The organism is Paracoccaceae bacterium Fryx2 (assembly GCA_032334235.1).
Classification (GTDB): Bacteria; Pseudomonadota; Alphaproteobacteria; order Rhodobacterales; family Rhodobacteraceae; genus JAVSGI01.
The window spans coordinates 1,332,031-1,355,690 of record JAVSGI010000005.1 but is presented as its reverse complement, the minus strand read 5'-3'; the positions used below and the strand labels follow the sequence as shown (position 1 = coordinate 1,355,690).

Sequence of the window (23,660 nt, the reverse complement as noted above, 5' to 3'; positions counted from 1 at the left end):
TCTGCCGTCAAACGGAGGATCCGGGTTGGCCTACAAACCCATCAACGACCAGCAATTGAGATTATACATGTCCGACCTCCAGAAGCACAGTCAGCGCACGTCGGCCGCCCGCGCCGGGTTCAGTGAGCGCACGGCCCGACGGTTCGATGCCAATCCGACGCTGCCCTCGAACCGCAAGATCGTTCACGGGCGCACGGTGGCCGATCCCCTCGAAGGCTTTTGGGAGGGCGACATCCTTCCCTTGCTGGAGAGGGACAGCGCCTTGCAGGCCGTCACCCTGCTGCGCCACCTTCAGGGCCTGCATCCGCTGGCCTTCCCCGATGACCGGATCCGGCGCACCCTGGAACGGCGGGTGCGGCAGTGGCGGGCGTTGAACGGGCCCGAGCGCGACATCATCTTCCGCCAGACGCCGGAGCCGGGCCGCATGGCCCAGTCCGACTTCACTCATGCCGAGGAGCTGGAGGTGACGATCGCGGGCCAGCTATTCCCGCATCTGCTCTACCACTTCGTCATGGTCTACAGCCGGTGGGAGCATGTCGGGGTGGTCCTGGGCGGGGAGAGCTTCACGGCCCTGGCCGAGAACCTGCAGCAGGCGCTCTGGTCGCTCGGCGGGGCACCACAGGAGCATCGCACCGACAGCCTCTCGGCCGCTTTCCGCAACCTGACGGCTGACCAGCGCCAGGATATCACCACGCGCTACAATGCCTTCGTCGGCCATTACGGCATGGAGGCCAGTCGCAACAACCGCGGGGAAGCTCATGAGAACGGCGCGGTGGAATCCCAGAACCGGCACCTGAAGAAGGCCATCGAACAGGCGCTGATCCTGCGCGGCAGCCGCGACTTCGCCAGCATCGAGGACTACCGCCGCTTCATCGACATTCTGGTGGCACGGCGCAACCGGCAGCGGGCGGCGGCCACGCAGGTGGAACGGGCGCATCTGAAGCCCCTGCCGCGCCGGCGCACCACCGACTTCACCGAGATCGTGGTGCCCGTCACCCGCACCAGCGGCTTTCTGGTCAAGAGCATCTTCTACAGCGCCCCGTCGCAGCTGATCGGGCAGCGCTTGCGGGTCCACCTTTACGACGATCGCCTTGAGGCCTTTCTCGGCAGCACCCTGGTCGTCAGCCATACAAGGGCGCGTGGTCGCGGCGACGGCCATCGCGTGCATGTCATCAACTACCATCACGTCATCCATGCCCTGCGGCGCAAACCGCAAGCCCTGTGGAGTTCGATCTACCGCGACAGCCTGTTCCCGCGGACCGAATACGCTGCAGCCTGGCAGGTGCTGCAGCGCGATCTGCCCCGCCGCGACGCCTGCCGCCGCATGGTCGACCTGCTGTTCATCGCCCACGACCAGGCCTGCGAGGCGGAGCTGGCGCATCTGCTGGCAGCAGAATTGGACGCGGGCCGGGTGCCCGATCCCGGACCTCTGGCATCCTGCTTGAACCCGCGGCAAACGGCGCTGCCGAGAGATGTTGCCGTCGCCCATCCCTCGCTCGACAGCTTCGATGCCCTTCTGGGAGCCTGCGCATGACCTCCCGCGAGATCGACATCCACACGCTGCCCGGCATGCTGACCGCGCTGCGCCTGCCCAGCTTCCACAAGCTTTGGGCCGACATCGCCACCCGTGCCGACACCGAAGGCTGGCCCGCCGCCCGCTTTCTGGCTGTCCTCGCGGAATACGAACTGGCCGAGCGCGACATGCGCCGCATTCAGCGCCACATGAACGAGGCACAGCTACCGGCTGGCAAGACGCTGGCGACCTTCGACTTCAAGGCGCTGCCAACCCTGCCGCGTGCCCGGGTGGAAGCTCTGGCGGCCGGCGACTGGCTGGAGGGCGGCGGCAACCTGATCGCCATCGGCAATTCCGGCACGGGCAAAACGCACATTCTCTGCGCGATAGGCCATGCCCTGATCGAGCGGGGACACCGCGTGTTCTATACCCGCACCAGCGATCTGGTGCAGCGACTTCAGGCCGCCCGCCGCGATCTGGTGCTCGAAGCCGCGCTCGCCAAGCTCGACAAGTTCGACCTGATCATCCTCGACGACATCACCTACGCCCACAAGGATCAGGCCGAGACAGGCGTGCTCTTCGAGCTGATCGCCCGGCGCTACGAATGCCGCAGCATCGCCATCGCCGCCAACCAGCCCTTCAGCGGCTGGGACCAGATCTTCCCGGACAAGGCGATGACCGTCGCGGCCATCGACCGGCTGGTTCATCACGCAGCGATCCTGGAGATGAATGCCGAAAGCTTCCGCCAGCGCGCGGCCGCCTCCAACAAAGAGGCGCTGAGCAGACCGCCAACGACAACCATCGCCGACAACAAGGACAAAGGAGAAGGCTGAGCGAAAAACAATTCCAGATACGCCAACCCAGCGGCCTAAAACCGGCCAACGTGGTTGACGGTCACGGACATGCTGGTTGACGCGCTACATACATCCCACCCGCAGAAGCAGAGGAGGCGTTCTATGCAAACCTGAACTCACTCGATATGGTCGCGTAGTCATTGAACAAACCACCCTCCGGTAAACCCGGGGCGGTTCAGTGGTGGCGCGCGCCCTGGCGGATGCGGACGAGCTGATCAACCTCTATCTCGAAGCGCGCTACGTCCTGCCCCTGGCCGAAGTGCCGGGGCTGGTCGCGATGCTCGCGGCTCAGGTGGCGATCTGGAACCTGCACATCGGCACCCCGAACGACAAGATCGCCGAGGATTACCGCCAGGCGATGAAGACGCTCGACGCCATCGGCAAGGGCACCGTCCGGCTTTCGGTCGCGGGCGTTGCCCCTGCCGGGGCCGGGGGCACCGGCGCCCGGATGACCGACCGCGAGCGTCCCTTCACCGCCGAGAACATGAAGGGCTTCATCTGATGGACGCCGATGTGATCATCGCGCGGCTGAAGGCCCGGGTGGCGGATCTGGGCAACCGGGTCGCGGGTGCGGCCGAGTTCGCGGCGCTGACCGCGACCGGCAAGGCGCCGCAGGTGACACCCGCCGCCCATGTCATCCCGACCGGCATCGCGGGTGGCAAGCACCTGACGCAGACCGGGGCCTACGTCCAGTCGATCGACCGGCTGTTCGCGGTGATCCTGACGCTGCGCACGCAGGATGCCTCGGGCGCCCGGGCGCTGGCGCGGCTCGACGGGCTGATCGAGGACATCGTCCAGGCGCTGGCCGGGTGGGAGCTGGGCGGCCGGGTCGGGGTGGTGGTGTTCCGCCGGGCCGCACTCCTTCGCTCCACCGACGGCGTCTTTGCCTACGAGATCACCTTTTCCATCGCCGATCAGCTGAGGATCACCCCATCATGAAATCCCCCCAGACAAAGGCGGCGCCCGTGTCGCCGGTCCCGCATCCCGTGCCGACCTCGGGGGGCAGCTGGCTGCTCGATCCCGTGACCGGCGTGCTGACGCGGCTCATGCCACCTTCAACCCCGGTTGAACCCCCTGTTGAAACCGACCCGAAGGAGGCCCTGTGATGTCTGAACGCTACACCCGCCGCTCTGCCCTGCTGTGCAGGCTCGAGGCCCCCTACGGCACGCCTGTGACCATCTTCGGCGAGAGTGACGCGATCCTGCTGGTCGATCCGCCGCAGTTCCTGATCGAGGCGGACAACGTGCCGCGCAATCTGGTGATGCCCTGGATGGGCAATTCGGAAGAGCTGCCCGCGACCCGGCGCGCCAAGCTGACCTTCAAGGTGGAGCTTGCCGGGTCCGGCGCAGCGGGCACCCCGCCCGCCTGGGGCAAGCTGCTGCGCGCCTGCGGCTTTTCCGAAACCATCGTGGCGGGAGCCTCGGTCACCTACGCGCCGGTGAATGACGGCTTCGAGGGCATGACCTTCCGGTTCTTCCGCGACGGCGTGCGCTATCTGGCCAAGGGCGGGCGCGGGACGGTGAAGCTCACCCTCGATGCCTATGCCATCCCGACCGCCGAGTTCGAGTTCTGGGCCTTCGACGCCCAGGCCCTTGCCGCCTCGATCCCCGCCATCAACCTTGCCGCCTTCATCCAGCCGCAGGTGGTGACCGACGCGAACTCCGGCGATATCTGGCTGGGGGCCTCGGTTACCGGCGGCGTCGTGTCGGGCGGGGCCTTTCTTGCGTCCAAGGGCATCTCCTGGGACATCGGCAACAAGCTGGCGCACCGCAAAATGCTGCGCGGCGAGCGGATCGCGATCACCGACCGCTCGGTGACCGGCAAGATGGCGGTCGAGCTTTCGGCGGCCGACGAGATCATCTGGCGCGATGCCATCAATGCCAACACGCTGGCGGCGATGTCGTTCACCCACGGGGTCGGCGCGGGCAACCTGATCACGGTGCATGCCGGGCGCGTGCAGCGCACCAACCCGCAGGCGATCGACGATGACGGCTCCGTCCTGATCCAGACCGACCTGCGCGCGCTGCCCAGCGTGTCGGGCAACCCCGAATTCATGATCGTGGCGCGGTGACGGGCATGGCAGGAACCGCAACCGACACGCTCGAGGTCTTCGCGCCGATCCCGCGCGAGGTCGCCGTGGCCGGGCGCACCATCACCGTCCTGCCGCTGAAGATGCGGCAGCTGCCGGGCTTCGCGCGGGCGGCCGAGCCCTTCATGGCGCTGATCGTCACCTCGGACTACATGGGTGCTATCACGGCGCATGGCCCTTCGGTCTGCGAGGCAGTGGCGATCGCCACCGGGACTGACCGCGACTGGCTCGACGAGCTTTATCCCGACGACATGGTGCGCCTTGCGGCGGCGGTGTTCGAGGTCAACCTCGATTTTTTCGCGCACCGCCTGCTGCCCGTCACCCGCGAGATGGGCGCAGGCATGGCCGCGCGGATGCTGGAATGGAGTGGGGCACCGCCTTCGCCGGACTCGTCCGCAGCGGACACAGCCTCGCCGAATGCCTTGATCTGACACTGGCGCAACTGGCGGCGCTGGCGGCGGGCCACGCCCGTATCGAGCGGGCCGAGGATGCCCGGCTGCTGTCGGCGATCCGCGTCGCCACGGCGGGCAGCCCGGCAGAGGTGCGGGCCTGGCTCGACCGCCGCAGCCCCGCCACGGCCGACCCCGGCCGGACGGATCACGACGGTGCGCTGCACTGTCTTTGAGGGATGACCGATGAACGCCTTTGCCGCTTCGATGAAACTGATGGTGGAGGCCGACCAGGCCCGCGCCGCGCTGAAGGAGACCAGCGCCGGGGTCCGCGCGCTTGGCGCCGCGGCCGTGGAGGCGACGGGCGAGGCGGGCGGGCTGGCACCGGCGCTGTCGGACGTGACGAAGGTGACTCCGGCGGTGCGAGCCCTGCAGACCGATATCACGGGCATCGGCAGGGCGTCGACGCTGGCCGGGTCGCAGGTCGCCAACCTCGGGTACCAGTTCAACGACATCGCCGTCATGCTGGCCGCGGGGCAAAACCCCCTGATGCTGGCAATGCAGCAGGGGATGCAGATCAGCCAGGTGATCGGCCCGATGGGGGCGGCCGGGGCGGTCAAGGCGCTGGGGGCGGCCTTCATGGGCATGCTGAACCCGGTAAGCCTGGTCACCATCGGCGGGATCGCCGCCGGGGCCGCAATGATCCAGTGGCTGATGGGCGCGGGGGAAGAGGCGGTCTCGCTGGAGGATGCGCTGGAGCGTCTGGAAAAGGGCGTCGATGCCTATGCCAAGGCGACCGAGCGTGCCCGGGCACCCACCGCCGACATGTCGGCCGAGTTCGGCACCCAGGCCGCGAAAGCCCGCGAGCTGCTGCGCGCCATGCAGGCGGTGGAAGCGCAGCGCGTGGTGGAGGACAGCCGGGCGGCGGCGGCTGCGCTGTCGGCGGAACTGACGGATGGCGGCTGGCTGACCTTCAGCGACCAGAGCGCGGTGGCCGACCTCTTCGATCTCGACACCCAGGTGGCCGGGGTCTGGGCAGAAGTGAACCGCCTGATCGGCGCGATGGACGATCTGGAAGCCGCGGACTCGCTCCATGCGCAGATCGCGGCGGCCGAGGAATTGCGGCTGAAGATGCGAGCCATCGCGGAAGCATCCGGCGGCATCTCGCCGGATGAACAGGCGTACCTCTCCAAGCTCGACGCGATGATCCTCGGGCTCCAGCGGTTCCAGGGCGCGCGGGAACGGGCGTTCAAGGCCGACTTCATCGACCCCTACATCGCCCAGGCGCAGGCCGGGCTGGCCAGGCTGATCGACCAGGGCCAGAACATCGGCGACGCGAATGCGCTGCTGGCCAGTCTGGAGCAGCAGGCCGAAGTGCGCCGCCTGATCGCCATCCACGGCAAGGACAGCGCCGTCGTGGCGCGCGAGCAGCTTCGCGCGGAACGCGAGGTTCTGGAGGCGAAGGTCGAGGCGCTGGGGGTCAGCGAGGGTCTGAAGACCGAGATCCTGCGGGCTTTCGGCGCGGCCGAGGGGCTGGCCGGGGTCAACATCGCGGCGGGCATTGCCGAGGCCCTGGGTCCGGCCTCGCGGCTTGGCGCCCTGCTGCGGGACGCGGCGGGCTGGTGGGGCAAGGTGCGCGATGCGGCGGCGGGCGAGGCGAGACTGCGGGCGATCAGCCAGGGCAACGCCGCCGACGCCAAGGTTTACAGCGGCCGGGGCGGCGACCCCCGGGACTTCATGAACGCCCGCACGCCGAACCCCGAGGACAACACGTTTCACATCACGCCGCCGAAGGCATCCGGCGGTGGCGGCGCGGGGGCGGCGCGGGAGAGCCTTGCCTCGTTGCAGGCCGAGGCGAAGGCGGCGCTGGCCGAGCTGGATCTGGCGGTGGCGGCGATCAACGAGAAGGTCAGGCTCGGGCTGATGACGACGGCCGAGGGGGCCGAAGCGATCGGGGCCGCCAAGCGCAAGGCCGCAGGCGCGATCGCCGAGTTGATCCCGCAGGTCGAGAAGGTCGCGCCCGCCGCAGGGAAGGCGATGGAAGAGATGCGCGCCATGGCGGGCGGGCTGGTCAAGGAGATCGGCGCGGCGGGCACGTCGCTGGGCCAGACCATGGCCGAGGGCTTCAAGTCGCCCTTCGCGGCCTTCCTGGCGGGCACGAAATCCGGCAAGGCGGCGTTCGGCGACTTCGCCTCTTTCGTGCAGCAGAAGCTGGCCACGATGTTCGCCGACAAGCTGACCACGAGCTTCATTGCGCCGCTGTTCGATGGCATTTTCGGGGCGCTGACCGGCAGCCCCGCGTCATCCGGTACCGGAAGCTTCGGGCTGCCCATGCCGTTTGCCGTCGGCGGCGTGCCCGATGCCCCCGGCCTTGCGGCACATGCCGACACGGTGGTCGACCGGCCGACACCCTTCGCGATGTCGGGCGGGCGCACCGGCGTGATGGGCGAGGCGGGGCCGGAGGCGATCATCCCGCTGCGGCGCGGGCCGCAGGGGCTTGGCGTGCGGGCGATGGGGCCTGCGGGCGAGGTGCTGCTGCCGTTGCAGCGCGCGGCCTCGGGCGCGCTGGGGGTGGGGCTGCCGAAGATGCGCTCGCCCCTGCTGGACCGCGCCCCGATCGCCTTTGCCCGGGGCGGGGTGGTCGGCGGCGACGGCAGCCTTCTGGGCGAGGACGCGGGCGGCGAGACGACGGGCGGTTTACCGGGACTGTCGCGTGGCGGCCGGGCGGGTGGGGGCGACGTGATCGTCAACATCCAGACGCCGCCCGGCACCCGGGCGCAATCCACCGAACGCATGGAGGGCAATGACCGGATGATCGATATCATCGTGGAACAGGTCGAGGGGATGCTGGCCTCGAACGTCGGGCGCGGGGTCGGGCCGCTGAACGGCGCGATTGCCGGGTCGTTCGGCCTGTCGCGGCAGGGGTCGTGATGCGCCGCTGGCCCGACACCCTGCCGACCCCGTCGATGCCCGGCTTCGGCCTGTCGCCGGTGGATCAGGCGCGCCGCACCGACATGGAGACCGGCGCGCCGCGCGTGCGCCGCGTGACCTTCGCCCGCAATGACCATGTCGATGTGCAGTTCATCTTCACCGATGCCGAGATGGCGGCGTTCCGCGCCTGGTGGGGCGACGAGGCGTGGAGCCTCGCGGGCGACAGCGACAGCCTGACCGGCTGGGCGCTGACCGGGGCCACGGTCACGGCCGATGCGCTGGTCGGCCCGGATGACGCACTGGCCGACCGGATCGTCGAGGATGGCAGCACCGGCCAGCACCGGGCCCAGCGCGCGCTGGACCCGGGCGCGCTGGATGGCAGCACGATCCTTGGCCGGGCCACGATGCGGGCGGCGGGCCGGTCGCAGGTGCGGCTGGGGCTGCTGGACCGCAGCGGCACGCTGTGCTGGGCCGGCGTCAACCTCGCCACGGGTGCGATCGGCGGCCAGTCGGGGCTGACCGGCTGCACCGTCGAGGATCGCGGCAACGGCTGGTGGCGGGTGACCATTCTGGCACCGGCCGGGGCCGGGGCGTCCGATCCGGTCCTGCGCATCGCGGCGCTGCAGGATGCGGCCACACTCAGCTATGTCGGCGCGGGCAGCGCGGCTCTGGCGGTCTGCGAGATGCAGGCCCGCGTGGTGACCGGCTTTGACCTATTCGTGCGGACCGATGCCGCGGGCAACGCGCTTGGTGCTGCGGGCGGGGCCGCCTGGGTGATCATGCCGGTCGCGGTCGGCGGCGGCTTCCGCTTTGTGGATGCGCGGTTCAAGGGGCCGTTCAAGGCCACCGCCGGGGCCGGGCTGAACTGGGACGTCTCGGCGTCGATGGAGGTGCGCAATGGCTGAAGTCACCGTCAACATCACCTGCGCGCCGGGACTGCGGCTGCACGTCACCGAAAGCTTCCGCGAAGGGCAGCGGCTGATCGACATCACCGTCGGCGACGACGCGGGCGTGCCCCCGGGGGATCTTGCGGCCGTCCAGACTGCTGTCGAGGAGCGGATGGCAGAGGCGATCCGGCGGACGCACCCCACACCGCTGGCCACCGTCCCTGCCAGCCGTTTCGGCAGCGCCTGGCGCCGGTCCTTCATCGCCACCCTGATCCGGAGGATCGTGCGCCATGCCTGATCCCGCGCTGTCGGCCGCCCTTGCCGAAGCCTATGCCTCGGCGCCGGTGGATCAGGTGATCTACCACACGCTGGAGCTTTGGCACCCGGCGTTCACGGCGCCGATCCGGGTGGTGCGGGACTTTGCCGCCCTTGATGCGCGGATCGAGGCCGGGGCGGCGCGGGATGCGGGCGCGGTCGCGACCTTTGTCGCCTATGCCTTCGACATCGTGCCGCCCGACCAGACTGCGACCGGCACGCCGCAATGCGTGATCGAGATCGACAATGTCGGGCGGGACATCCTGGCGCAGATCGATCTGGCGGTCAGTCGGCCCGAGCCGATCAGCGTGATCTACCGCGCCTACCTGTCCGACACGCTGGACGACGGCCCCGAGACCGACCCGCCGCTGGAGATGACGCTGATCACGGTCAGCGCCACGCCGTTCCGCATCCGCGGCACGGCCGGGTTTCCGAACCTGCTGAACCTGAGGTTTCCAAAGCTGGACTATGATCTGGAAACCTTCCCGGGGTTGCAGCCATGACGCATTGGGCGGCCGAATACATCGGGGCGGAATGGACGCGGGCCGAGACCTGCTGGCATTTCGCGGCGCGGATCTGGCGCGAGCAATACGGCGTGCGGGTGCCGCTGGTGCCGATCGACGGGGCCAATGCCCGCGCCACGCGACGGATGCTGGATGGCAGCCCCGAGCGCGCGGCCTGGGCTGCGGTGGCGGTGCCGATGGAGGGGGATGCGGTGCTGATGGCCAAGGGGGCGCACCCCTGCCATGTCGGCGTCTGGATCACCCCGCCGGAGGGGCCGGGCGTGCTGCATTCGGTGGAAGGCTCGGGCGGGATCTTCACACCCCTGGGGGCGCTGGCGGCGATGGGCTACCGGGTCGCGGGCTATTACCGGCGGGTGGCGGGATGAGGGCGCATTGCATCACGGTCACGAACCCGTTCGATCCGCTCGGCAGCCGCGAGGCCCGCGAGCTGCGCCGCCCGGTGCGGATCCGCACGCTGGCCCCGGCCGGGGGCAGGCCGGTGCTTGCGCTGCTGAACGGGCGGCCGCTGCTGCGCGCGGGCTGGCGGCGGCGGCTGCGCAGCGGGGACCGGCTGATGTTCTGCGTGCTGCCGCGCGGGCCCAGCGATGGCGGCGGTGGCGGCAGCAACCCGCTGCGGATGATCCTGAGTCTGGCGATGATGGCGTTTGCGCCCTGGGCGGCGGCAACCCTGCTCGGCACCACGACTGCGCTTGTCGGCACCACCCTGCTTGGTCAGGCGACCACGATGGGCATCATGATGGTCGGGCAGGCGGTGGTCAACGCGCTGCTGCCGATGCCGAAACCGCCGACCATCGCGGGGCCGTCGCCGACCTATACCATCGGGGCGCAGGGCAACCTTGCCCGCATCGAACAGGCGATTCCGGTGCAATACGGCCGCCTGCTGGCCTGGCCGGATTTTGCCGCCCAGCCCTATGCCGAATATGCCGACAACGAGCAGTATCTCTACCAGCTCCTCTGCCTCGGGGTCGGGGAGTTCGACATCGAGGAGATCCGGATCGAGGACACCCCGATATCCGCCTTCGCCGAGATCGAGACCGAGATCGTGCCGCCGGGCGCGCAGGTCACGCTGTTCCCGACCTCGGTGGTGACCTCGGTCGAGGTTTCGGGGCAGGAACTGGCGGGGCGCACCTCGGGCAGCTACGCCCGCTCCGGCACCGTGATCACCGTTACGGAAACCGCGCATGGCCGGGCGGTGGGGCAGGCGGTGCGGCTGGAGGTCACCAGCGGCGGGGCGCCGTCCATGATCTATGCCATCGCCACCGTGCCGACGGTGGACACGTTCACGGTCGTAGCCGCGGCCGGTTCGGGCAGCGGCGACACCCACATCTCGGGCGTGGCGGGCGGGATCGAAGGCTTCGTCGCCTCGGACGTCGACAGCATGGCGCGCAGGCTGTCGATCGACCTCGTGTTCCCGCTCGGGCTCTACTCCACCAGCTCCAGCGGCCTGGCCGACATGTCGGTCGATCTGAACTTTCAGGCCCGGCAGGTCGACGGCAACGGCGACCCGGTCGGGCCATGGATCACGCTCGGACTGCCGACCATCACCGACCGTTCGGCCACGCCGCTGGGCAAGACGCTGCGTTACACGCTGCCCACCCCGGGGCGCTACCGGGTGCGGGCATTTCGGCGCGACGTGAAGTCGGCCACCTCGAACGAGGGGCATCAGGTGATGTGGTCGGGCCTGCGCGCCTACCTGCGCGAGACGCAGGACTTCGGGCCGGTGACGCTGATCGCGCTCAGGATGCGGGCGACCAACAACCTGTCGCAGCAGGCCTCGCGGCGGATCGGGGTGCTGGCGACCCGCAAGATCCCGGTCTGGAACGGCACCGCCTGGTCGGCGCCGGTCGCCTCGCGCAGCATCGCCTGGGCGATTGCCGACGCCGCCCGCAATGCCGATTACGGCGCGGGGCTGCCCGACACCCGGCTGGACCTTGCCGCCCTGCTGGCGCTCGATGCGCTTTGGGGCGCACGGGGCGACAGCTTCAACGCCCGGTTTGACCAGGCGGGCAGCTGGTGGGAGGCGGTGTCAAAGATCGCCGCCGCCGGGCGGGCGCGGATCTTCATGCAGGGCGGCATGCTGCGGGTGGTGCGCGACGGCCCGGCCAGCCTGCCGGTGGCGCTCTATTCGATGCGCAACATCAAGCGCGGGTCATTCTCGGTCGATTACCTGCTGCCGTCAGAGCAGACCGCCGACGCGCTGTCGGTCAGCTATTTCGACCAGGTGAGCTGGTCGCCGCGCCGGGTCACCGCCCGCCTGCCGGGCAGTGCCGGCACCACCCCGGCGAAGATGGACCTGTTCGGCGTCACCGACCGGGCGCAGGTGCTGCGCGAAGGGCTCTACCACGCCGCCGCCAACCGCTACCGCCGCCGGATCGCGCGGTTTGCGACCGAGATGGAGGGCTTCATCCCCTCGCTGGGCGACCTGATCGCGCTGCAGCACGACACCCCGGGCTGGGGCGCGCAGGCCGAGGCGGTGGCCTGGGATGCGGGCAGCCGCAAGCTGGTGCTGTCCGAGCCGGTGAGCTTCGGGCCGGGCGCGCATTACATCGGGCTGCGCACCAAGGGCGGCGGGGTCAGCGGGCCGTGGCAGGTGACGCCGGGGCCGGATGCCCGCAGCGTGATCCTGGCCGAGGCCCCCGACAGGGCGCCCTACACCGGGTCGGATCGCGAGCGCAGCCATGTGGTGTTCGGCGCGGGCCAGACCTGGGCGGCGCTGGCAAAGGTGGCTTCGGTCCGCCCGCGCGGGCTTTACGAGGTCGAGATCGAGGCGGTTATCGAAGACCCCTCGGTCCACACCGCCGAGACCGGCCAGACCGCGCCGCCGCTGCGCATCAGCAGCCTGCCGCGCCGCGTGGTGCAGCCGGTGCTGCGCGGCCTGATCGCGCGCCGGGTGGCGGGCGATCCGACGCGGGCCTTCATCGCCTGGCAACCGGCGGCCGGGGCCGAGGTCTATCAGATCGAGATGGCCGAGGGCGACAACGTGGCCGACCCGACCGTCAGTTGGACCCGCACCGCCGACACCAGTGCAGCACACCATGTGGTGGCGCTCCTCTACACCACCCGCACCCTGATCCGGGTGCGCGGGGTCGGGCTGGCGGCGGGGCCGTGGGTGGCCAGCGCGGTCGGCAGCCTGATCGCGCAGATGTGGATTTCCGACCCGACCTTGATGTGGACGACCGACCCGAACCCGATGTGGAGCGCCTGACATGCCCAGCCTTCCCGCCACCGCCGCCTTCACCGGCAGCACCGTCACCGAGGCGCAGTTCAAGGCCGCCCTGTCGGACCTGCGCGCCTACCTCTCGGGCTTGATGGGGGCAGACGGCACCCCCGCCACGGCGCTGGCCACGCTGGGGGCGGCCTTCGGTGCCCATGTCGCCCGCACTGCCGCCACCACCGTCACGCTGGCCGACCGTGGCCGCCTGATCGACGCATCCGGCACATGGACGCTGGCGCTGCCCGCCGCCGCGACGGCCGGTGCGGGCTTCAGCTTCGCGCTGCGCAACGCGGGCGCGGGCGTCATCACCATCGACCCCGCTGGGGCAGAGCTGATCGACGGCGCGGCCACCCTGACCCTTGCCGCCGGGCGCAGTGCGGTGATCCTGTGCACCGGCACCGCCTGGCTCGCGGTCGAGATTCCGGGCAAGGTCACCGCAACCGCTGTCGATGCCACGGCCGGGCGGGTGCTGAAGGTCGGCGACTTCGGCCTCGGGTCCGACTACGGCCCGCCGATCACCGACTTCACCGCAGAGCTGCGGTCCGGGTTCTGGCGGTTCGTAGAGGCCGGGGCCATCGGATATCCGACCAGCCTCAGCTATTTCGGCGGCGCGATCGTCGCCCGGCCAGGCGGATCGGAGGCCGGGGCCGAAGGCGGGCATCTGGTGATCGCCGCCCGCATGTCGGGGGCAACCAAGGCAGCGCAGCGGGTGCAGGTCGGCAACCGCACGACCGACACCGGCGCGATGAACTGGACCGAGCTTTGCCACCAGGGCAACATCGTCGGCACCGTGGCCGACAGCGGCGGCGTGCCATCCGGGGCGATCATCGAAAGCGGGTCGAGCGCCAACGGCACCTACACCAAATGGGCCGACGGCACGATGATCGCGACCAAGACCCTGACCGGCAAGGGGCCGGTCAACACCGCGTCGGGCGCGTGCTTCATCTCGGGCGGGATCGACCTTGGCACGTTGCCAGTGACCTTCCACGCCGCCCCGGCCCGCGCGGTCAGCACCTTCAGCGCCTCGACCAACACCTGCTGGCATCAGGGCGTCTCTGCGCCCGGCCCCACCTCAGGGGGCTTCGTGTCCCTGGTGCGCACGACCGCCTATGCCGGGACCGACATCACCCTCACCGCAACCTTCATCGGCCGCTGGAAAGCCTGACATGCACATCACCCTGACCCCCTGCCGCCACGACGCGACCCTGACCCTGCACCGTGCGGGCGACACCCTGACGATCAACGGCGAGGCGTTCGACCTCGCGGGCATCCCCGAGGGCGCCACCCTGCCGCGCGCCGCCGTCGCCTGCGCCTGGCTCGGCTCCGACATCACCCGGACCGGCGGCGTGCTGCACCTGACCCTGATCCTGCCGCACGGGGCCGACGCGCCGCACGCCACCCGCTTCCCCGCCCCGCTGCTGCTGACCGAAGACGGCCCGGTGGCGCTGCCCGCGCATGACGCACCCGCCGAAACGGACGCCGAACCCGGCGCCATCGGAGACCACGACGAATGAACATCGACCTCTCCCAACTGATCACCGTCGAGACCCGCGCCACGGCCGCCCTCGCCGCCCGCCGCGCCGCAATGCGCTGCAGCCGAATGCAGGGCATCCTCGCCCTGGGCGAAGCCCGCTGGGCCGAAGTCCTCGCGTACCGCGCCACCGCCCCCTGGCCCGAACGCATCATCATCGACAGCGCAGGCGACTGGCTGCGCGAAAGCCAGAACATCGCCTTCTTCGGCTGGTTGCTGGACCTGTCGGACGCCGAGGTCGACGACCTGTTCGAGACGGCCGCCGGGATCGCGGCGTGAACGGGGCGGAAAGGCCGGTTCAATGCGGTTTTAATCCGGCTTCAAACGGCCAGGAAACCTGCGCCTGAACCCCGCCGATCAGGCCGACCAGACCTCAACCTGACCAGTCCCGAGGATTGCCCATGGCTCAGACGACCAGGATCGAATGGACCGATGCCACCTGGAACCCGATCGCCGGTTGCACCAGAATCGGTCCCGGCTGCGACAACTGCTATGCCGCACGCTTTGCCGAACGCTGGCGCGGGGTGGCGGGCCATCCCTACGAGTTCGGCTTCGACCTTCGGCTCTGGCCCGGACGCCTGAAGCAGCCCGGGCAATGGAAGGCGCCGCGGATGATCTTCGTCAATTCGATGAGCGACCTGTTCCACAAGGATGTCGATCGCGCCTACATCGACCGGGTGTTCGACGCGATGGAGGCGGCCGACCATCATGTCTATCAGGTGCTGACAAAGCGCAGCTCGCTGATGCTGGCCTATCTGCGCACCCGCTATGGAGGCGGCCGGGTGCCGGGCCATATCTGGCTGGGCGTTTCGGTCGAGGATGCCGCCCACAAGGGCCGCATCGGGCACCTTCGCCAGATCGCCTCGGACGCCCGATTCATCTCGTTCGAGCCGCTGCTCGGGCCGATCGGGGCGGTCGATCTGCGGGGCATCGCCTGGGCGATCGTGGGCGGCGAAAGCGGCCCCGGTGCGCGGCCGATGGAAGCCGCCTGGGCAACCGAACTGCGCCTGGCCTGCGAACGGGACGGCGCCGCGTTCTTCTTCAAACAGTGGGGCGGCGTTCGGCCGAAGGCGCACGGCCGGGTGCTGGAGGGTGCCGAGTGGAACGGCTTTCCCTGGCAGATCTTCCCGCCCGGAATCCGCGCCCGGCGTCAGGGCCGGAACGGCTTGTCCGATGGACCCTGAACGGATAGATCAGCGCGCCAGACCGAAAACCCCTCTGCTGCAACATCTGGTGTCAAACACTGCAAGATCTGCTGTCACGCTACATACACCCACACTTGTCCACAGAGAACTTCGCAAGAAATCGCTTTACACACTTCCGCTTTGGTCACACCATATCTAGTAAGGGTGGCGTCGGGCAAACGCTGATCCTTGCCAGACACCCAGCCTCTTGTGGGTATCTCCCCGCGTGAGGCACAATAGTGAGGCCGGGCCATGTCGCTTTCCGAAGATTACCTGTCAGGGGATGACATCCACCCCATCGACATCGTCGAGACGCTGGCGGAGCACCATGACTGGGAGTTCGACCGGGTCACCGACGACCAGATCGCCATGGCGGTCGAGGGGCAGTGGCGGACCTATTCGCTGACGCTGGCCTGGTCGGCGCAGGACGAGACGCTGCGGCTGATCTGCACCTTCGAGATGGAACCGCCCGAATCCCGGATGGGCGAGCTTTACGATGTGCTCAACCGCTGCAACGACATGGTGTGGACCGGGGCCTTCACCTACTGGACCGAGCAGAAGCTGATGGTCTGGCGCTACGGGCTGCTTCTGACCGGCGGGCAGATCGCGGGGCCGGAACAGATCGACGCGCTGATCGCCAGCGCGGTGATGGCGGCCGAGCGGTTCTATCCGGCATTCCAGATGGTCGCCTGGGCGGAACACACACCCGCCGATGCGATGAAGGTTGCGATTGCAGAGGCTTACGGGCGCGCATAACCTTTGCCCCGGACGCGGACGGGGGATGCGATGGATCTGGACAGGGTAAGCCGGAACGGCCTGGTGCTGCTGGGCTGCGGCAAGATGGGGTCGGCCATGCTGGAAGGCTGGCTGGGGCAGGGGGTTCCGGCCGCGGCGGTCTGGGTGCTGGACCCGCACCCTTCGGCATGGGTGCAGGGACTGGCGGCGCAGGGGCTGCATCTGAACGCGGGGATGCCCGAGGCCCCGGCCATCGTGCTGATCGCGGTCAAGCCGCAGATGATGGCCGAGGCGCTGCCGGGGCTGGCGGCGCTGGGCGGGGGGGCGACACTGTTCCTGTCGGTCGCGGCGGGTACGACGATTGCCTATTATGAACAGGTGCTTGGCGCGGGCACGCCGATCATCCGGGCGATGCCCAACACGCCCGCCGCCGTGGCGCGGGGCATCACGGCGATCGCCGGAAATGCGGTGGCGACCGGGGATGACCTCGCGCTGGCCGAGGCGCTGCTGTCGGCGGTGGGGCAGGTGGTGCGGCTGGAGGGCGAGCATCAGATGGATGCTGTCACTGCCGTGTCGGGCTCGGGCCCCGCCTATGTGTTTCATCTGATCGAGACGCTGGCGGCGGCAGGCGAAGCCGAGGGGCTGCCAGCCGTGTTGGCCATGCAACTGGCGCGCGCCACGGTGACCGGGGCGGGCGAGTTGGCGCATCGCGCGCCGGAAACGGCGGCCCAGTTGCGCGTCAACGTCACCTCCCCGGGCGGCACCACGGCGGCGGCGCTGGCGGTGCTGATGGACCCGGAGACCGGCTTCCCGCCGCTGCTGCGCCGGGCGGTCAAGGCGGCGGCCGATCGCGGGCGGGAGCTGGGCAAATGATCACCTTCGACGATTTCCAGAAGGTCGATATCCGGGTCGGGCGCATCACCCGCGCCGAACCCTTCCCCGAGGCGCGCAAACCGGCATACAAGCTCTGGGTCGATTTCGGGCCGGAGATCGGCGAGAAACGCTCGTCGGCGCAGATCACCGTGCACTACACGCCCGAGGAACTGGTGGGGCGGCAAGTGCTGGCGGTGGTGAACTTTCCGCCGCGCCAGATCGGCAAGGTGCTGTCGGAGGTGCTGGTGCTGGGGGTGCCCGATGCGGCGGGCGAGGTCGTGCTGATCGGGCCGGGTCATGATGTGCCGCCGGGCGGGAGGCTGTTCTGATGCGGTCGCTGCTGATCACCCGGCCCTTGCCCGAAACCGTGCTGCGCGCGGCCGCACGGCATTTCGACGTGACGCTGCGCGATGACACGTCACCGCTGACCGCGGCCGAACTGACCTCGGCGCTGCGCGATTTCGATGCGGTGCTGCCGACGCTGGGCGATCTGTTCACCGCGGCGGTCTTTGCCGAAACGCCTGCGCCCCGCGCCCGCGTGCTGGCGAATTTCGGGGTGGGCTACAACCACATCGACGTGGCGGCGGCGCGGGCGGCGGGGGTGATGGTGACCAACACGCCGGGGGCCGTGACCGATGCCACCGCCGACATCGCGCTGACGCTGATGCTGATGACGGCGCGGCGGGCGGGCGAGGGCGAACGGCTGCTGCGCGCCGGACGCTGGCAGGGCTGGCACCCGACGCAGATGCTGGGGATGCATCTCACGGGCAAGCGGCTGGGCGTGATCGGCATGGGGCGCATCGGGCAGGCGATCGCGCGGCGCTGCCATTTCGGCTTCGGCATGGAGGTGGTGTTCCACAACCGGAGCGAGGTCGACCCGGGCCTGCCCGCCCGGCAGGTGCCGATGGCCGAGGCGCTGGCCGCCGATGTGGTGGTGGTCGCCGTGCCCGGCGGCCCGACCCGCCATCTGATCGGCGCGGGCGCACTGGCGCAGATGCAGCCGCACGGCATCCTTGTCAACATCTCGCGTGGCGATGTGGTGGACGAAGCGGCGCTGATCGACGCCCTGACGGAAGGGCGCATCGCCGGGGCGGGGCTGGATGTCTACGAGTTCGAACCCCGTGTGCCCGCTGCCCTTTGCGCGATGGAGAACGTGACGCTGCTGCCGCATCTCGGCACAGCGGCGCTGGAAGTGCGCGAGGCGATGGGGCTGATGGCGGTCGAGAACCTGATCGCGGCGCAGGAGGGGCGGGTGCCGCCGAACCTGATCGGATAGCGCGGCAACGGGCGGCCTGCGCCAATGCACAGGGCGGCGGGCCTTGCAGCACAGGCCTTGCTGCGGCTGCATCTTGACCGGATGGAGGGAACGTTCTATCTGGAATGAACGTTCATTCATTCGGGTCAGTTCATGCCCCTGCAAACCGGTTCCGCGCTTCTGTTTGCCCCTTCCGCCGACCTGCGCGGGGCCGAGATCCTTGGCCGGGTGCGCACGGCTTTTCTGCAGAAGGGCTTTGACGGCGCGTCGATGCAGGATCTGGCGCTGGCCGCCGGGATGAGCGTGGGCAATTTCTACCGCTATTTTCCGTCCAAGGCGGCAATCGTGCAGGCACTGGTCGCGCGCGATCTGGCCGAGGTCGAACGTGATTTCTCGCTCGTCCTCGGTGCGGACGACCCGCTGGCGGCGTTGCGCCGCACGCTCAGCGAACGGCTTGAGGGCGATACCGCGCATTGCAGTCCCGATGACCGTCCGCTCTGGGCCGAGATCACCGCGGCCGCGGCGCGCAAACCCGAGATCGGGGCGGCGCTGGCGCATATGGAATCGGTGATCGTCACGTATCTGACACGGCTCTTCGGCCACCTGACCGGGATTGCCCCGGCCGAGGCGGACCGCCGCTTTGACGCGCAGGCCCGGCTGATCCTGCTGCTGATCAAGGCGGCGGTGATGCAGATGCCCGACCCGGCGCGCGATCAGGGTGCGCTGAACGACCTGATCCTGCAAACTGTCGACCGGACCATCGAAGACATTCTGACCCATCGCACCGGAGCGTGACATGAACCGCCTTTCCCATGCCTGTCACATGCTTGCGGTGACGCTCGCGCTGGCCGCCCTGCCCGCCCTGCCGCTATCCGCGCAGGAGCCCGCCCCCGCGCCGGTCGCAGAACCGTCGCTGCCCGCGATCACCGTCTCGGCGGTGGGGCGGCAGATGCTGCGCGACCGGGTTCTGGCCTCGGGCTTTGTTGCCGCGGTCGAGGAGGTGTTCGTGCAGCCGCAGATCGAGGGCCAGGCGATCGACGCGCTGGGCGCCGATGTCGGTGACGTGGTGGCGCAGGGGCAGGTGCTGGCCCGGCTGTCGGCCGCGACGCTGGATCTGCAGAAAACCCAGCTGCTGGCCTCGCGCGCCGGCGCGCTGGCGGGCATCAGTCAGGCCGAGGCGCAGATGATCGAAGCCCGCTCCGCCTCGGACGAGGCGCAGCGGGTGAACCAGCGCAACGCCACGCTGCGCGCGCAGGGCAGCATCAGCCAGGCGGCGGCCGAAACGGCGTCGGCCACGGCAACCTCGGCGCTGGCGCGGGTCAGCGTGGCCGAACAGGGCCGGGTGGCCGCGCAGGCACAACTGGCTCTGGTCGAGGCGCAGATTGCCAACATCGACCTGCAACTGGCGCGGACCGAGGTGAAAAGCCCGGTCGCGGGGCTTGTGGTGGGGCGGAGCGCGATGCTGGGGGCGATTGCCTCGGCGGCGGGGGCGCAGCCGATGTTCACCCTGATCCGCGACGGCGCGCTGGAAATGCAGGCCGATGTCGCGGAACAGGATCTGACGCGGGTCGCGGTGGGGCAGGCGGTGCAGATGCGCCCGGTCGACGGGGCAGCGGCGATCACCGGCAAGGTGCGGCTGGTCGAGCCCTCGGTGAACACCGCCACCCGGCAGGGCCGGGTTCGCATAAGCATCGACGCGCCCGACCGGGTGCGGACCGGCATGTTCCTGTCGGCGGAAATCCTGGTGGCCGAGGCGGAAACGCTGGCGGTGCCGCTGACCGCCGTCGGCTCGAACGAGGGCGGCGCCACCGTGATGCGCGTGTCCGAAGGCCGCATCAGCCGCACGCCGGTCGGGCTTGGCATCCGCGATGGCGGGATGGTGGGCATCATCTGGGGGCTGACGGCGGGCGACCGGGTGGTGACCAAGGCGGCGGCCTTCGTGCGCGACGGCGACCGGATCAATCCGGTCGAGGCGGCCCCCGCGGCCCCCGGCACCAACTGAGGGTCGCGCGATGAACTTCTCCGCCTGGTCGATCCGCAATCCCATCGCGCCGATACTGGCGTTCGTCATGCTGCTGGTGCTGGGCTGGCAGGCGTTCAACAGCCTGCCGATCACCCGCTTTCCCAACATCGACGTGCCACTGGTTGCGGTGACGGTCACCCAGTCTGGCGCGGCCCCTGCCGAAATGGAAAGCCAGGTCACCAAGGAAATCGAGGATGCCGTGGCGGGCCTGACGGGCGTCAAGAACGTCATGTCCACGGTGACCGACGGGGTATCGCAAACCGCCATCGAATTCCGCATGGAGATTCCGACCGACAAGGCGGTGCAGGATGTCAAGGACGCCATCGACCGCGTGCGGGGCGACCTGCCCGGCTCGGTCGACGCCCCGATCGTGACGCGCATCGATGTCGAGGGTCAGGCGATCATGAACTTCGCCGTCTCGGCCCCCAGCCTGTCGATGGAAGAACTGTCGTGGTATGTCGATGACACCATCACCCGCGCGCTTCAGGGCCGCCCCGGCATCGGCCGTATCGACCGCTATGGCGGGGCCGACCGCGAGATCCGGGTCGAACTTGATCCGGTCAAGCTTGACAGCCACGGCGTCACCGCTGCGGTGGTGAATGCGCAGCTGCGCGCCACCAACACCGATCTCGGCGCCGGGCGCAGCGAGCTTGGCACCGGCGAACAGGCGATCCGCACGCTGGGCGACGCGGCAACGGTCGAACGGCTGGCGGCCACCACGATTGCCCTGCCCACCGGCCAGACCGTGCGCCTGTCGGACCTGGGCCGCGTGTCCGACACGCACGAGGAACTGCGATCCTTCGCGCGCTATGACGGACAGCAGGTGGTGACCTTCGCGATCTTCCGGGCCAAGGGCGCATCGGAGGTCAGCGTGGCCGAAACCGTCAACGCTACTCTGGACAGGTTGCGCGCGCAGAACCCCGAGGTTGCGATCACGCTGGTCGATGACACGGTTTTCTACACCTACGGCAACTACGAGGCGGCGCTGCATACCCTGATGGAGGGCGCGCTGCTGGCGGTGCTGGTGGTGCTGGCCTTCCTCAAGAACTGGCGCGCGACGCTGATCGCTGCCGTGGCGCTGCCCCTGTCGGCGATCCCGACCTTCTGGGCGATGGACCTGCTTGGGTTCTCGCTGAACCTCGTCAGCTTCCTTGCCATCACGCTGGCCACGGGGATTCTGGTCGATGATGCGATTGTCGAGATAGAAAACATCGCGCGACATATCAGGATGGGCAAGACCCCCTACCGCGCCGCCATCGAGGCCGCGGACGAGATCGGTCTGGCGGTGATTGCCACCACCCTGACCATTGTCGCGGTCTTCGTGCCGGTGTCGTTCATGCCGGGGATTCCGGGGCAGTATTTCCGCCAGTTCGGCCTGACGGTGGCCATCGCGGTGATCTTCTCGCTGCTGGTGGCGCGGCTGATCACGCCGATGATGGCCGCCTACCTGATGCGACCCAAGGACGCCGAGGAGGAACACCAGCGCGACGGCTTCCTCATGCGCGGCTATCTTGGCTTCGTGCGCCGCAGCCTGCGCCTGCGCTACCTGACGCTGCTGGCGGCGATCGGCGTGCTGGCGGTGTCGGTGTTCTTCATGGTGCGGATTCCGGGCAGCTTCATCCCGCCGGAAGACGTGTCGCGCATCTCGATCAACGTCGAATTGCCGCCGGGCTCGACCCTGGCCGAAACCGACCGCACCACGCTGGCGATGGTGGACCAGATCGAGGATGTCGCAGGTGTGGCGCATGTCTTCGTGCTGGGCGGGTCGTCGCCCACCGGCGACCTGGACGTGCGGCGCGCCACGGTGACGGTGCTGCTGGACAAGCTCGACCATTCGCTGGTCAACCGGCTGGCCGATATCGGCAAGGCCATTCCGCTGGTGGGCGGTCTGGTCCCCGAGGTCGAGCGCACCGGCCGCACCCGGCCGCAGAACCAGATCGAGGCCGAAATCTTCGCCAACCTGCGCGGCATCCCCGACGTGCGCGCCTTCAAGCTGAACGACCGGGGCGAGCGCGACATCTCTTTCTCGGTGCTGTCCACCAACGAGGAAGACCTGAACGTGGCGGTGGCGCGGCTGGAGGCCGCCCTGCGCGCCGACCCGCTGCTGGCCGAGGTCGCCTCGGAAGGCGCGCTGCCCCGCCCCGAGGTGCAGATCACCCCGCGCCCCGCCGAGGCGGCAAGGCTGGGCGTCACCACGGCGCAGATCGCCGAAACCGTGCGCGTCGCCACCATCGGCGACACCGACGGGGCGCTGGCGAAACTGTCGATCGACAACCGGCTGATCCCGGTCCGGGTGCGCCTGACCGATGCCGCCCGCAGCGACATCGGCCGGATTGCCGCGCTGAAAGTCACCACCGCAAGCGGCCAGACCGTGCCGCTGAGCGCGGTGGCCGACATCAGGATTGCCGAGGGCCCCTCGATGGTCGACCGGCTGAACCGCGAACGCCGCGCCACCATCGGGGCCAATCTGCCGGTCGGCGTGGCGCTGGGCACCTCGTCGGCACGCTTCCGCGAGATTGCCGAAAGCGTCGAACTGCCGGCCTCGGTCCGCATCCAGGAAGCGGGCGATGCCGAGGTGCAGGCCGAACTGACCGCCAGCTTCGGCAATGCGATGGTCATGGGCCTGATGCTGGTGCTGACGGTGCTGATCGTGCTGTTCAAGTCGGTGATCCAGCCCTTCACCATCCTGTTCTCGCTGCCGCTGGCGATCGGCGGGGTGGCCGCCGCCCTGATCCTGACCAACAACGCGGTGTCGATGCCGGTGTTGATCGGCATCCTGATGCTGATGGGCATCGTGACCAAGAACGCCATCCTGCTGATCGATTTCGCGGTGGAAATGCGCCGTCAGGGCATGGAGCGTTTCGAGGCGGTGATGGAGGCCGGCCACAAGCGCGCCCGGCCCATCGTGATGACCTCCATCGCCATGTCGGCGGGGATGCTGCCTTCCGCGCTGGGCGTGGGGGAGGGCGGCGCCTTCCGCGCGCCGATGGCCACGGCGGTGATCGGCGGCATCATCGTTTCCACCGTTCTCAGCCTGGTGATCGTGCCGTCGTTCTTCCTGATCATGGACGATCTCGCCTGGCTGCTGGGCAAGATTTTCGGCCGTTTCGTCGGCAAGAAGGAAGAGGAACCCGAGGAACCGGCGCCGCATGTGCTGGCCGAGGGCATCGCCGCCCGGGCCAGCGAGATCGCCGCCCTTGGTGCCCGCCTGGATGACCTTGAACGCACCGCTCCCCGCCCCTCGCCCAGCCTGCACGTCGCGGAATAGGCCCCGCCGCCATCACCTTCTTCTGTTTAGAAATATCCCCGCCGGAGGCTCCCGGCCGATCCGCCGGAGCCTCCG

The 23,660-nt window shown here is 69.3% G+C and carries 24 protein-coding genes; all 24 read left to right on the top strand.

What is annotated here, in order from left to right; genetic code table 11:
* Positions 1-25 precede the first annotated feature (25 nt).
* The 24 genes from istA to RNZ50_15565 all read left to right on the top strand — a co-directional run bounded on the left by istA (position 26) and on the right by RNZ50_15565 (position 23,585).
* Positions 26-1,534: an IS21 family transposase gene (istA, locus tag RNZ50_15680; GenBank protein MDT8856434.1), complete on the top strand. Its 1,509-nt coding sequence runs from the start codon at positions 26-28 to the stop codon at positions 1,532-1,534.
* Positions 1,531-2,346 (top strand): IS21-like element helper ATPase IstB, encoded by an 816-nt coding sequence (gene istB, locus RNZ50_15675; GenBank protein ID MDT8856433.1) that lies wholly within the window; start codon positions 1,531-1,533, stop codon positions 2,344-2,346. The genes istA and istB overlap by 4 nt, the downstream gene beginning before the upstream one ends.
* A gap of 202 nt (positions 2,347-2,548) precedes the next feature.
* Positions 2,549-2,869, top strand: coding sequence for a DUF1320 domain-containing protein (locus RNZ50_15670; protein MDT8856432.1), 321 nt, complete (start codon positions 2,549-2,551; stop codon positions 2,867-2,869).
* Positions 2,869-3,306, top strand: a complete 438-nt coding sequence (locus RNZ50_15665) for a hypothetical protein (GenBank protein MDT8856431.1) — start codon at positions 2,869-2,871, stop codon at positions 3,304-3,306. The genes RNZ50_15670 and RNZ50_15665 overlap by 1 nt, the downstream gene beginning before the upstream one ends.
* Positions 3,307-3,472: 166 nt before the next feature.
* A complete protein-coding gene (locus RNZ50_15660; GenBank protein ID MDT8856430.1) occupies positions 3,473-4,438 on the top strand; it encodes a phage tail tube protein in 966 nt (321 codons plus the stop codon).
* 5 nt (positions 4,439-4,443) lie between these two features.
* Complete coding sequence (locus tag RNZ50_15655; GenBank protein ID MDT8856429.1) at positions 4,444-4,887, top strand: hypothetical protein; 444 nt, start codon at positions 4,444-4,446, stop codon at positions 4,885-4,887.
* Positions 4,818-5,081: a hypothetical protein gene (locus RNZ50_15650; GenBank protein MDT8856428.1), complete on the top strand. Its 264-nt coding sequence runs from the start codon at positions 4,818-4,820 to the stop codon at positions 5,079-5,081. The genes RNZ50_15655 and RNZ50_15650 overlap by 70 nt, the downstream gene beginning before the upstream one ends.
* A gap of 10 nt (positions 5,082-5,091) precedes the next feature.
* On the top strand, positions 5,092-7,776 hold the full coding sequence (locus RNZ50_15645) for a phage tail length tape measure family protein (protein ID MDT8856427.1): 2,685 nt from the start codon (positions 5,092-5,094) through the stop codon (positions 7,774-7,776).
* Entirely contained in the window at positions 7,776-8,681 is a 906-nt protein-coding gene (locus tag RNZ50_15640) for a hypothetical protein (protein MDT8856426.1), read from the top strand. Before RNZ50_15645 ends, RNZ50_15640 begins: the two co-directional genes overlap by 1 nt.
* Entirely contained in the window at positions 8,674-8,961 is a 288-nt protein-coding gene (locus RNZ50_15635) for a hypothetical protein (GenBank protein ID MDT8856425.1), read from the top strand. Before RNZ50_15640 ends, RNZ50_15635 begins: the two co-directional genes overlap by 8 nt.
* Positions 8,954-9,481 (top strand): DUF1833 family protein, encoded by a 528-nt coding sequence (locus tag RNZ50_15630; GenBank protein MDT8856424.1) that lies wholly within the window; start codon positions 8,954-8,956, stop codon positions 9,479-9,481. Before RNZ50_15635 ends, RNZ50_15630 begins: the two co-directional genes overlap by 8 nt.
* On the top strand, positions 9,478-9,867 hold the full coding sequence (locus RNZ50_15625; protein MDT8856423.1) for a hypothetical protein: 390 nt from the start codon (positions 9,478-9,480) through the stop codon (positions 9,865-9,867). Before RNZ50_15630 ends, RNZ50_15625 begins: the two co-directional genes overlap by 4 nt.
* The gene (locus tag RNZ50_15620; GenBank protein ID MDT8856422.1) at positions 9,864-12,707 is read left to right on the top strand and encodes a phage tail protein; all 2,844 of its coding nucleotides are present in this window, start codon (positions 9,864-9,866) and stop codon (positions 12,705-12,707) included. Before RNZ50_15625 ends, RNZ50_15620 begins: the two co-directional genes overlap by 4 nt.
* A gap of 1 nt (position 12,708) precedes the next feature.
* A complete protein-coding gene (locus RNZ50_15615; protein ID MDT8856421.1) occupies positions 12,709-13,881 on the top strand; it encodes a hypothetical protein in 1,173 nt (390 codons plus the stop codon).
* A 1-nt stretch (position 13,882) separates the two neighbouring features.
* Positions 13,883-14,230 (top strand): hypothetical protein, encoded by a 348-nt coding sequence (locus RNZ50_15610; GenBank protein MDT8856420.1) that lies wholly within the window; start codon positions 13,883-13,885, stop codon positions 14,228-14,230.
* Positions 14,227-14,526, top strand: coding sequence for a hypothetical protein (locus tag RNZ50_15605; GenBank protein ID MDT8856419.1), 300 nt, complete (start codon positions 14,227-14,229; stop codon positions 14,524-14,526). The genes RNZ50_15610 and RNZ50_15605 overlap by 4 nt, the downstream gene beginning before the upstream one ends.
* Before the next feature lie 122 nt (positions 14,527-14,648).
* The gene (locus RNZ50_15600) at positions 14,649-15,431 is read left to right on the top strand and encodes a phage Gp37/Gp68 family protein (protein MDT8856418.1); all 783 of its coding nucleotides are present in this window, start codon (positions 14,649-14,651) and stop codon (positions 15,429-15,431) included.
* Between the two features lie 252 nt (positions 15,432-15,683).
* Positions 15,684-16,187: a YbjN domain-containing protein gene (locus RNZ50_15595; protein ID MDT8856417.1), complete on the top strand. Its 504-nt coding sequence runs from the start codon at positions 15,684-15,686 to the stop codon at positions 16,185-16,187.
* 30 nt (positions 16,188-16,217) lie between these two features.
* Positions 16,218-17,039: a pyrroline-5-carboxylate reductase gene (gene proC, locus RNZ50_15590; GenBank protein MDT8856416.1), complete on the top strand. Its 822-nt coding sequence runs from the start codon at positions 16,218-16,220 to the stop codon at positions 17,037-17,039.
* A complete protein-coding gene (locus RNZ50_15585) occupies positions 17,036-17,368 on the top strand; it encodes a tRNA-binding protein (protein ID MDT8856415.1) in 333 nt (110 codons plus the stop codon). The genes proC and RNZ50_15585 overlap by 4 nt, the downstream gene beginning before the upstream one ends.
* Complete coding sequence (locus RNZ50_15580; protein ID MDT8856414.1) at positions 17,368-18,315, top strand: D-glycerate dehydrogenase; 948 nt, start codon at positions 17,368-17,370, stop codon at positions 18,313-18,315. The genes RNZ50_15585 and RNZ50_15580 overlap by 1 nt, the downstream gene beginning before the upstream one ends.
* Positions 18,316-18,447: 132 nt before the next feature.
* Positions 18,448-19,089, top strand: a complete 642-nt coding sequence (locus RNZ50_15575; GenBank protein ID MDT8856413.1) for a TetR/AcrR family transcriptional regulator — start codon at positions 18,448-18,450, stop codon at positions 19,087-19,089.
* Position 19,090: 1 nt separating this feature from the next.
* Positions 19,091-20,296, top strand: coding sequence for an efflux RND transporter periplasmic adaptor subunit (locus RNZ50_15570; protein MDT8856412.1), 1,206 nt, complete (start codon positions 19,091-19,093; stop codon positions 20,294-20,296).
* A gap of 10 nt (positions 20,297-20,306) precedes the next feature.
* Positions 20,307-23,585 carry an efflux RND transporter permease subunit gene (locus tag RNZ50_15565; protein ID MDT8856411.1) on the top strand — a complete coding sequence of 1,093 codons (3,279 nt, stop codon included), beginning with the start codon at positions 20,307-20,309 and terminating at the stop codon, positions 23,583-23,585.
* Positions 23,586-23,660 lie beyond the last annotated feature (75 nt).